8 protein-coding genes are annotated in these 11,293 nt (G+C 37.9%); 4 read left to right on the top strand and 4 right to left on the bottom strand.

All coding sequences use genetic code 11. From position 1 onward, the window contains the following. Positions 1 to 585, bottom strand: a 585-nt coding sequence (locus tag VLB74_RS03770) for a peroxiredoxin (protein WP_325202126.1), incomplete at its 3' end; no start/stop codon positions are given. Between the two features lie 259 nt (positions 586 to 844). Here VLB74_RS03770 and VLB74_RS03765 point away from each other — a divergent pair. Next, positions 845 to 2,785, top strand: a complete 1,941-nt coding sequence (locus tag VLB74_RS03765) for an amino acid permease (protein ID WP_325202125.1) — start codon at positions 845 to 847, stop codon at positions 2,783 to 2,785. Between the two features lie 35 nt (positions 2,786 to 2,820). Here the strand turns inward: VLB74_RS03765 and VLB74_RS03760 are convergent, their stop codons facing one another. After that, positions 2,821 to 3,183, bottom strand: a complete 363-nt coding sequence (locus VLB74_RS03760) for a nuclear transport factor 2 family protein (RefSeq protein ID WP_325202124.1) — start codon at positions 3,181 to 3,183, stop codon at positions 2,821 to 2,823. A 163-nt stretch (positions 3,184 to 3,346) separates the two neighbouring features. Next, positions 3,347 to 5,515 (bottom strand): S9 family peptidase, encoded by a 2,169-nt coding sequence (locus VLB74_RS03755; RefSeq protein WP_325202123.1) that lies wholly within the window; start codon positions 5,513 to 5,515, stop codon positions 3,347 to 3,349. Positions 5,516 to 5,720: 205 nt separating this feature from the next. Between VLB74_RS03755 and VLB74_RS03750 the strand changes: the two genes are divergently transcribed. Beyond that, positions 5,721 to 9,011, top strand: a complete 3,291-nt coding sequence (locus VLB74_RS03750; protein ID WP_325202122.1) for a fibronectin type III domain-containing protein — start codon at positions 5,721 to 5,723, stop codon at positions 9,009 to 9,011. Positions 9,012 to 9,154: 143 nt separating this feature from the next. On the opposite strand, the gene VLB74_RS03745 is transcribed toward VLB74_RS03750, so the two are convergent. Then, on the bottom strand, positions 9,155 to 10,384 hold the full coding sequence (locus VLB74_RS03745; RefSeq protein WP_325202121.1) for an aminotransferase class I/II-fold pyridoxal phosphate-dependent enzyme: 1,230 nt from the start codon (positions 10,382 to 10,384) through the stop codon (positions 9,155 to 9,157). Between the two features lie 179 nt (positions 10,385 to 10,563). On the opposite strand from VLB74_RS03745, the gene VLB74_RS03740 reads away from it, so the two are divergent. Then, on the top strand, positions 10,564 to 11,022 hold the full coding sequence (locus tag VLB74_RS03740) for an Lrp/AsnC family transcriptional regulator (protein WP_325202120.1): 459 nt from the start codon (positions 10,564 to 10,566) through the stop codon (positions 11,020 to 11,022). Between the two features lie 174 nt (positions 11,023 to 11,196). Further along, the coding region (locus VLB74_RS03735; protein ID WP_325202127.1) for an FAD-binding protein at positions 11,197 to 11,293 on the top strand (97 nt) is incomplete at its 3' end.

The following is an 11,293-nucleotide window of genomic DNA, read 5'->3' as shown; positions in this document are numbered from 1 at the left end:
TTCTTTACCAGCTTCCCAGTTAGCAGGACAAACTTCACCTTTAGTTTGGATGTGAGTGTAAGCATCAACCATTCTTAAGTATTCGTTTACGTTACGTCCTAATGGCATATCGTTTACGCTTTCGTGGAAGATTTTTCCAGTCTCGTCGATTAGGTAAGTCGCTCTGTAAGGAACGTTTGAACCTTCGATTAAATAATCTCCTGTTTCTTCGTTGAATACTTCTTCAGCATCTAAAATTCCTAAAGCAGTAGATAAGTTTCTTGTAGTATCAGCCAATAAAGGGTAAGTTACACCTTCGATTCCACCGTTAGCTTTTGGAGTGTTTAACCATGCAAAGTGAACTTCGTTAGTGTCACAAGAAGCACCTATTACGATAGTGTTTTTTGCATTGAACTCAGGTAAAGCAGCCTGGAAAGCGTGTAATTCTGTTGGACAAACGAAAGTGAAATCTTTTGGATACCAGAATAATAATACTTTTTTATTGTTTTTTGTAGCTTCTTCAAGAACGTTGATTCTTAAGTTATCACCCATTTCTGAAATTGCATCTACGGTAATGTTTGGGAATTTTTTTCCAACTAATGACATAATGTATCGGTTTTTAAAGATTATTTTTTTTAACAGTGCAAAATTAGCGATTCCTGAATTGCATTACTGTTATTGTTATTATAATTTCTTATTTAATGATAGCAAATACTTATTGTGATGTTATTTTTTACATTTTTCAATGCTGCAATGTTATTTATGCAATTGGTTTTATATATTTGTTTAACCGAAAAAACATTGATAATCTGCTGTTTTTTTGGGTTATTTATTAAAGAACTATCAAAATACAGGAACTATATTTATGTCATTTTCTAATTTATTCCGAAAGAAATCGGTATCCGACATTTTAGAGCAGGTAGCCAAAAATCAATCTGACGGTCATCATTCTCTTGGTAAGCATCTTACAGCAAGGGATTTAACGGCCTTTGGAATTGCAGCTATTATTGGTGCCGGAATTTTCAGTACCATCGGTAAAGCAAGTTCAGATGGTGGTCCGGCAGTTATTTTTCTGTTTATTTTTACCGCCTTGGCCTGTAGTTTTGCGGCCTTTGCTTATGCTGAATTTGCTTCGATGGTTCCGGTTTCGGGAAGTGCCTATACGTATTCGTATGTTGCTTTTGGAGAAATCGTTGCCTGGATAATCGGTTGGGCGTTAATTATGGAATATGCCATTGGAAATATTACGGTTGCGATTTCGTGGAGTGATTATTTTACAGGACTCCTCGAAAGTGGTGGAATGTACCTGCCGCAATGGATCCAGATGGATTATCTTTCCGCTTCAAAAGGCTATCACGAGGCCGTTGCTTTAATGCAGGGCGGGAAATCATATGAAAATTTGAGTGAGAGTTTAAAAATGGCCCATACCGCATGGACAACTTCGCCTACAATTGGTTCTTTCCATTTAATTGCCGATCTACCTGCGCTTCTTATCATCGTATTGATTACCTGGTTGGTTTACAGAGGGATGAAAGAATCCAGAAATGCAAGTAACATGATGGTTGTCGTAAAATTGTGCATCATCTTATTGGTTATAGCTGTTGGTATTTTTTATGTAGATACTGCGAACTGGTCGCCTTTTGCACCAAACGGTGTATCGGGAATCTTAAAAGGAGTTTCGGCGGTTTTCTTTGCCTATATCGGATTTGACGCTATTTCTACCACAGCGGAAGAATGTAAAAACCCGCAGCGTGATTTGCCTAGAGGGATGATGTGGGCGATAATTATTTGTACGATTCTTTATGTAATTATTGCCTTGGTGTTGACGGGTATGGTAAAATATTCTGATTTAAATGTAGGAGATCCATTGGCTTTTGTTTTTGATAAATTGAATTTGAAATGGATGTCGGGTATCATTGCCGTGAGTGCCGTTGTGGCGATGGCGAGTGTTTTATTGGTTTTCCAGATGGGACAGCCCCGTATCTGGATGAGTATGAGCCGTGATGGTTTATTGCCGAAACGTTTTTCAAAAGTTCATCCTAAGTTTCATACACCTTCTTACGCTACAATTGTAACCGGTTTTGTGGTAGCTATTCCGGCTTTATTTATGAACCTTACCATGGTAACGGATTTGTGCAGTATCGGAACCTTGTTTGCCTTCGTTCTTGTTTGTGCAGGGGTATTGGTTTTACAGAACAAAAAAGACATTCCGAGAGGTAAATTTAAAACGCCATACATCAATTCGAAGTTTGTTTTTCCATTGTTAATCGTAGTTGGACTTGTTGTTTCATTTACGAAGTTCAAGGAGAATACAATGAATTTCATAACCAATGAAAAACAAATTAACGATGCCGGAACGATAGTTACTTCATTGGATGAAAACCAAACTAAAGAGGTGTTTAATTATATTACAACTATCAAAAAAGATTCGAAATCAACGGATTTGGAGGAAATGTTGAGTGAAATCAGTCAAGATGAAGCGGGATATAAAACTGTAGTTGATAATATGCCGATTGAGGATTCTTTGAAGTATGAAAGCGGCTTTGCATTATTCAAACACAAGATTCCGATGTGGATTTTCCTATTGTCCCTGCTAGGTTTTGCGGTTTGGTCGTGGAAGCAGAATTTATCGCTAATTCCTTTATTAGGATTGGTGAGCTGCTTATATATGATGGCCGAATTAAGTGTTTGGAACTGGATTTATTTTACCATATGGCTTTTAATCGGATTGAGTATTTATTTTGGTTTCAGCCATAAAAACAGTAAGCTGAATTTAAACAGAATCAGTCCGACAGTTGAAGATTAAGACATGAAAATCCCAGGCAAAGCCCGGGATTTTTTTTAGTTCAACAATTCAGTTTCGGTATGAAGGGAGCAGTGCCACCTATTGTTTTCTTTGACCCAAGTGGAGGTGCAGGCACAATTTTGCTTTTTACCCGCCATTTCGACTTCTATGTGATAGGCTATAATCGCACTGTTTTCATTAATTTCCTGCGTTTCCACACTTGAAAATTTACCAACTTTCATATTCGTTTCTGCACCGGAATCAAACATTTTCTTAAAAGTGGGCTCATCTACGCTTTGTACGCCATTTTTACTGGCTACAATACAAGGGAAATGGGTAAGATTTTTTACGGTTTCGTAATTGTGGCTTTCCATTCCCTTCCAATATTTTTTTTCCAATTCAATAATCTGCGGTACCATAATTTTTTAGTTTATAGATTAGATAACTGTAGTTACAAAGTTCAGATAAAAACCATATGATAGACAGTACTTTAACATAGATTTGTTTGTTTGATTGAAATGCTGAAACAAAAAATCCGCCCTGTTTTCACAAGACGGATTTTCTAATATTCTAAAAAGTCTATTACTTCAAATGCGTATTGAAATAATCAGCGATTTTAGCATACATGTGGATTCTGTCTCTTCCTGCCACATTGTGCTCGTGGTTAGGGTATAAGAAGTAATCTACTTGTTTACCGGCTTTAATACAAGCTTCGATAAAGTTCATGCTCTGTTGTTGAACTACTACCGGATCTTGAGCTCCGTGAATCACCAATAGACGTCCTTTAAGGTCTTTAGCTTTGTCTAGTAAAGAAGCTTTTGCGTAACCTTCAGGGTTTTCCTGTGGTGTATCCATGTAACGCTCACCGTACATTACTTCATAGTATTTCCAGTCGATTACCGGTCCGCCTGCTACACCAACTTTAAATACGTCATTGTGTTGTGTCATCAATGATGTCGACATAAATCCACCAAAACTCCATCCGAAAACACCAATTTTATCAGCATCCACAAACGATTTTGATTTAAGGAATTCCACACCTTTCATCTGATCGGCCATCTCATTTACACCCAACTGACGGTGGTTAACATCACAGAATTTCTTTCCGCGAGCATCACTTCCACGATTGTCTAACGTAAATACTACATATCCCTGTTGTGCCATGTAATAGTCGAAGTAGCCTCCGCCACCCATCCAACGATTGTTTACCAATTGAGCGTGAGAACCACCGTAAACATAAACCATTACCGGGTATTTTTTGGTAGCATCAAAATTGGCAGGGTAGATGATTCTTCCGTTTAACGGCGTTTTACCGTCTGCAGAAGTTATTGTAACCAATTCCATTTTCGGCATGTCAACTTTTCCGGTAAATGGATTGTCTGCTTTGATTAGATTGGTTGCTTTGTTTGATTTTACGTCGATAACAGAAATCTCATTCGGAGTAGTAACATTGCTGTACTGATCCAAAATCAGGGTTCCGTCTGAAGAAACCGAAGCGTTGTGGGTTCCTGAAACTTTTGTCAGCTGAACTGTTTTACCGGATTTGATATCAACCTGGAATAATTGTCTGTCTAATCCGTTGTTTGCCGTTCCGATGTAATTGATTTTTGTGTTTTTAGCATCAAAACCTAATAGATCTTTTACGATTACATCTTTGTAAGCAAGGTTTTTCAATAGTTTACCATCGGTATTGTATAAATACATCTGGTTGAAACCATTGAAATCTGTCTGATAGATAAACTGGTTCGGATTATTCGGAACAAAAGTTAATGCATGTTGCGGTTCTACCCAAGTCGAAGCTTTTTCTTCGAATAATGTTTTTACGAAAGCACCGGTTTTTGCATCGTATTTGTTGAATTTCATGTGGTTTTGCTCACGGTTCAGAATTCCGATGAAAATGTATTTACCGGTCGGTTCCCATGAAACCATGGTTAAATACTGCTCTTTTGGTTCGCCGGTCTGAACGGTAACTTTTTTACCTGTGGCAACATCAAAAATTACAAGTGTAACATTTTCACTGGTCATACCAGCCATTGGATATTTAACATCTTTGTTTACCGCTTCGCGCTCATTCCAGTTAACGATAGGGTAGTTGCCCACCATAGTTTCGTCTTTTCTGTAGTAAGCCAATTGTGTTCCGGCTTCGTTCCACCACATACCGCGGTCGATACCAAATTCCTGACGGTGAACATAATCGTTACCGTTCACAATTCCTTGGTTTTCATCGTTTGTAACTTCAATTATTTTCCCGGATGCATCTGTAATTCTGATATTGTTTCCTTTTAACCATGCTGAATTGTTGTTAGCAGAGAAAATAGCTGAAACACCTTGAACGTCAAATGCAATTGCATTCGTAATTTGTTTAGCTACAACATCATAGATTACTTTGTAATTGTTTTTTTTACCGGCAATTTCGGTTTCAAATGTATTGGCTGTTTTCCAGTTTATTGCCATCGGAAAAGCTTTTACTGAAAATTCTTCATTTGGGAATTTTGCTTTCAGCGCACTTTCGAATTCCGATTTTGTTGCTAAAGTTGTTTCTTTCCATGAAGTTGCCGCACTTTTTTCGAATAATGTGGCAAAATCTGAACTTAAATAAGTGATAGCTTTAGAGTCTTTACGCCATTGCTGGGCAGTTTGGGTTGTCGGAGCAAATTTTCTGCCACCCATTACAGTTTCTTCTATGGTAAGCGGTCGTTGAGCAAATACGGCTGAACCTGTAAGAAGAAAAATTAAAGTAAATTTTCTCATTGTTTGATTAAAATAATTTGAGGGCTAATTTATATAAACTTTATTTCTGAAGTTGTAAAGAAATCCTAAAAATCAATTCACATGAAAAATAGTTACATTTTTAACAAATTTGTTAGAAAACGCGATTTATTATCAAGTGTTTTACGTATTGTTTATAATAAAAAAATGTTAATTTTAAATTCGTATAATCTTAAATAAGAATAAGATGGGAAAAAACTTTACTCGAATCATGTTTCTCTTATTTGTTCTTCTTTTGGCTGTTCCGGCCAAATTAATGGCACAGATAAATTGCGAAACACCCGCTAACTTAACGTCAGCAAATATTAGTCCGACTGGAGCAGTACTCTATTTGGGTACAACTGCCGACGCAGGGACATACAATATTCGTTATCATGGCCCGGGAACTACAACCTGGACTACACTGAACAATGTTACCGTTCCGTTTCAGTTGGGTGGTTTGACTTGTAATACAGCCTACGAATGGCAGGCACAACGTGTTTGTGGTACAACACCTAATAATGTGGCTGTTTTAAGTGCCTGGTCGTTAGGAGCAGCATTTACTACTACGGCTTGTTCTACCCCAACTTGTCCGACACCTACAAATCTGACTTCAACAAACATTAGTCAAAATGGCGCTGTACTTTCTACAGGTGCTAATACTGTTAGCGGAGTGTATAATATTCGTTATCATGGTCCAAATTCTACAAATTGGATTACTCTTAACAATGTTACGATTCCGTATCAATTAGGTAATTTAACGTGCGGAACGGCTTATGAGTGGCAATTGCAACAAGTGTGTGGTACTTCGGCTGGTGCTGTAAATTTAGGAGCCTGGTCTGCAGGAGCTGTTTTTACTACGATTCCTTGTACTTCCCCGACACCTTGTCCGGTTCCGACTAATTTAACTGCGACAAATATCAGTCAAACGGGAGCGGTGCTTCATTTTGGAACGACTGCAACCAGCGGAAGATATAATATCCGTTACCATGGTCCGAATTCAACAACATGGATAACTGTAAACAATGTTACGGTTCCTTTTCAGTTGGGTAATTTAGCTTGTGGAACTGCTTACGAATGGCAGGCACAACAGATTTGTACTATTACCGGTGCTCAAAATTACAATTTTAGCGATTGGTCAGTTGGAGCGGCATTTACTACTTTGCCTTGTTCAACCCCACCTGATTGTCCTGTACCGACTTATTTATCGACAACAAACATCAGTCAAACCGGGGCGGTTCTTAATTTAGGAACCATTGCAAATACGGGAACGTTCAACATTCGTTATCATGGCCCGAACTCCACAGCATGGATTGTAATCAATAATGTTACGATGCCTTACCAATTGGGTAATTTAACATGTCTTACCGGATATGAATGGCAAGCGCAAAAAGTTTGTTCTAACACTCCCGGTACAGCACCTGTTTTAAGTGCATGGTCGGTTGGTTCTGCATTTACTACCTTGGCTTGTCCAACGTCAAACTGTCCGGTACCAACCAATTTAACGAGTACAAACATCAGTCTGAATGGAGTGGTTCTTTCTTTGGGAGCAAACTCTCCTGCCGGAATGTATAACATTCGTTATCACGGTCCGAATTCTACGAACTGGATTACGGTTAACAATGTTACAATGCCTTATCAATTGGGTAATTTAGCTTGTGGTACTGTTTACGAATGGCAAGCGCAGCAGATTTGCGCTAATTCAGGAACAACAACAGGGGCTTTAAGTGCTTGGTCAACAGGAGTTGCATTCACAACACTTGCATGTCCGGTTCCGACTTGTCCGGTTCCTACGTATTTATCGACAACGAACATTAGCCAAACCGGAGCGGTACTTAATTTGGGTACAACTGCCAATCCTGCCGGAATCTATAACATTCGTTATCACGGTCCGAATTCTGCGACTTGGATTACAATTAATAATGTTACGATGCCTTATCAATTGGGTAACTTGACTTGTAATACAACTTATGAATGGCAAGCGCAACAGGTTTGCGCTAATTCAGGAACTACAACAGGTGCTTTAAGTGCCTGGTCCGTTGGATCAGCATTTACTACAACTGCTTGTCCAGTGCCTACAACTTGTCCGGTTCCGACGTATTTATCAACAACGAATATTAGCCAAACAGGTGCTGTACTTAATTTGGGTACTATTGCCAATACCGGAATTTTCAACATCCGTTATCGTGTTCCGAATACTCCAAACTGGATTGTTATCAATAATATTACGATGCCTTACCAATTGGGTAATTTGACTTGTCATACCGGATACGAATGGCAGGCACAAAAAGTTTGTAGCAACGCTGATAATTCAACAGCTATTTTAAGTGCTTGGTCACCATCAATAATTTTCACCACTACAGATTGTCCTGTTACTACTTGTCCGGTTCCGACTAATTTAACTGCGACAAATATCAGTCAAACGGGGGCAGTACTTCATTTTGGAACAGCTGCAACCAGCGGAAGATATAACATCCGTTACCATGGTCCAAATTCAACTACATGGATTATGATCAACAATGTTACAGTTCCATTCCAATTAGGTAATTTAACTTGTCACACAACTTATGAATGGCAGGCACAGAAAATTTGTGGTTCATCGACTAACGGTGCAGTTGTTTTAAGTCCGTGGTCTCTTGGAGCGGCATTTACAACAGCGGCTTGTCCTGATACAACTTGTGCGGCGCCTACTAATTTAACAGCAACAAATATTAGTCCGAACGGGGCAGTACTTCACTTTGGAACAACTGCAACTGACGGAAGATATAATATCCGTTATCACGGTCCGAATTCAACAAACTGGATTACAGTGAATAATGTAACTGTTCCATTCCAATTAGGAAATTTAACTTGTCATACGACTTATGAATGGCAGGCACAGAAAATTTGTGGTTCATCGACTAACGGTGCAGTTGTTTTAAGTCCGTGGTCTCTTGGAGCAGTGTTTACTACAACCGCTTGTCCTACACCTGCTTGCCCGGTTCCGACTAATTTATCGGCAACAAATATCACTCAAAATGGAGCATTACTTCATTGGAGTGCTATTACCGGTGTGACTGCTTATATTGTTCGATACAAGCCTGCTTACAGCGATGCACCATTTACCACTGTTACTTCGACTACAAATTCAATCCAGATCAGTAATTTGAATGTTGGAGCAATTTATACGTGGCAGGTATCAGCAGTTTGTGCAAATGGAACTACCGTGGCACCATATTGGTCACAAGAATCCAGATTTATGACTCGTTCCCAATTATTAGCATATCCTAATCCGGGTAACGGAACCGTTTCTATTTCTTTCTCATCAGACAGAATGGCTCCAGTTCAGGTTAAATTGATGGATCTTTACGGAAAAGAGATTATTGTAGAAAAAAGAGATGCTGTAGAAGGAGGTAATGTATTTAACATTAATACTTCGGAAGTGTCTGACGGATTGTACTTTATAGGAATTTATTCTGATGATGTACTGACTACGACAAAAGTTGTTATTAAGCATTAGAAAAACTTTTATAAAAGCTAATAAAAATCGGCTGGAGAATATCCGGCCGATTTTTTTATGTGATGAATTCGAATATAGAGACAATAAGAAATCCGCTAATGATTACTCAAAAGCGGATTTACATTTAAACCAAAATAAACTTTTTAATTATTGAGAATCGAAAGTTCCTTATTTAAAATCGAAAGTTCTTCCATGCATTGTCTCATCATCATGTAAGTTCTTTCAATGTCGTTGTCCAAACCGATGGAGAAACGAATTAATCCGTCTGTCAGTCCCATTTCTTTTTGTTCGTCAAGCGGAATTTCTGAAGATGTAGAAGTTCCCGGTGCACTGAATAAAGTTTTGTAAAATCCTAAACTCACCGCTAAATAACCCAGGTTTCTTTCCTGCATTAATTCCATTAAAGCGTTGGCTTTGTCTAAAGAACCAACATCAATTGTCATCATACCTCCAAAACCGTATTCCGGATTAATCATGGTTTTATAGATTTCATGACTTGGGTGTGATTTCAATCCCGGATAAACCGTTTTGATTCCGTCTGCCTCAAATTTTTCAGCTAAGTATTGTGCGTTATAACTGTGTTGTTTTATACGGATATGAAGCGTGCGAAGGTTTTTCATCACAGAAGCCGAACGTAAACTGTCCATAGTCGGACCTAACAGCATACTGGCGCCATCATTTACATTTTTCAAATCATTGATGAATTCCTGTGAAGCACAAACCACACCACCAACAGTATCACTGCTTCCGTTAATGTATTTTGTTAAGCTGTGGATTACTATATCAGCACCTAATTTTGCAGGGGCAACCGATAATGGTGAAAACGTATTGTCAACAACCAGTTTGAGGTTGTGTTTTTTTGCAATTTTAGCCAAGGAAGCAATATCAGCTACTTCCAATAATGGATTACTTACCGTTTCACAATATAATACTTTTGTGTCTGGAGTGATAGCAGCTTCAACTTTGTCTAATTTTGTGATATCAACAAAAGTAGTTTGTACGCCCATGCGAGGCGCGAAATTTTTAAGGAAAGCGTAAGTTCCTCCATAAATTGTACGGCTGGATACAATATGATCACCGTTTCCACATAATTGTAATAAAGTAGGAGTGATGGCACCCATTCCTGAAGCGGCAACATTAGCGCTTTCTGTTCCTTCCATTGCCGCCAAAGCTTTATCTAAATATAAGTTACTCGGAGAGGAATGACGGGAATATAGATAACAGCCTTCAGCATTGCCTTCAAATGTATCAAACATTGTCTTTGCTGAAAGGAAAGTATAAGTTGAACTGTCAGAAATAGAAGGGTTTACGCCTCCAAATTCACCAAAATATTGTAAATCCTGAATATTGTCTGCCGGATTAAATTTTTTCATGATAAATATCGTCTGTGTGTTGTTTTTAGTTATAAAAAAGTCAAAATAAGGTTATTTGTGAAAAAAAATCAATATATGAGTTTGTAATTAGATAATAAAACTATAAAAGTTAGAATTTAAAGATTAAAATTGAATTCAATTTGTTAAATTTGGCCTGTAAACCAAAAAAAAATCTTCCGATGACATTTGATGCAATCGATAAAAAATTACTAAAGCTGCTGCAATCAGATAGTAAACAGACAACAAAAGAGCTTTCCCTGAAATTAAATCTTTCGGTTACCGCAGTGTATGAACGCATCAAAAAACTTGAAAAAGAAGGGATAATCGATAAGTATGTTGCTTTGATTAACCGAAATAAGATTGAAAAAGGATTTGTGGTGTTTTGTCATTTGAAATTATTACAGCATACAAGGGAATTCATTAATCAATTTGAGAAAGAGGTTGTTAAGCTCAATGAAGTATTGGAATGTTTCCATGTTAGCGGTGATTATGATTACATCCTTAAAGTTTGCGTAAAAGACATGGAAGAATACCGCGAATTTATGGTTACAAAGCTCACAACGTTGCAGCATATCGGGAGTACCCACAGTACTTTTATGATTGGTGAAGTAAAAAATACAACGGCTTTTCATATGTAAAAGATTTTTTATTGGAAAATACCTGTAATGTGTAAAGATAAAAGATTGGTATCGTGGTCAATAAATCAAAAAAACGACCATCTTTATTTTCCTAAATAATCCGACTCCGTATAAACAAAATTCCTTAATTTTGTCACTCGAAATTTTTTAAAAACACATCATAAAATAAATACTATGAGTTCATTTGACGTAGTTGTTATTGGTTCAGGTCCCGGAGGATATGTTGCTGCAATCCGTTGCGCACAGTTGGGAATGAAAACTGCCATCTTCG

The organism is Flavobacterium sp. (genome assembly GCF_035456225.1).
Lineage (GTDB): Bacteria > Bacteroidota > Bacteroidia > Flavobacteriales > Flavobacteriaceae > Flavobacterium.
Note: the sequence above shows the minus strand (reverse complement) of the source record. Positions and strands in the feature narration are given on the sequence as shown.

Coding starts and splice junctions, on each gene's coding strand:
- VLB74_RS03745 (WP_325202121.1), bottom strand. CDS start 10,384: ATGAAAAAATTTAATCCGGCAGACAATATTCAGGATTTACAATATTTT.
- VLB74_RS03760 (WP_325202124.1), bottom strand. CDS start 3,183: ATGGTACCGCAGATTATTGAATTGGAAAAAAAATATTGGAAGGGAATG.
- VLB74_RS03765 (WP_325202125.1), top strand. CDS start 845: ATGTCATTTTCTAATTTATTCCGAAAGAAATCGGTATCCGACATTTTA.
- VLB74_RS03750 (WP_325202122.1), top strand. CDS start 5,721: ATGGGAAAAAACTTTACTCGAATCATGTTTCTCTTATTTGTTCTTCTT.
- VLB74_RS03755 (WP_325202123.1), bottom strand. CDS start 5,515: ATGAGAAAATTTACTTTAATTTTTCTTCTTACAGGTTCAGCCGTATTT.
- VLB74_RS03740 (WP_325202120.1), top strand. CDS start 10,564: ATGACATTTGATGCAATCGATAAAAAATTACTAAAGCTGCTGCAATCA.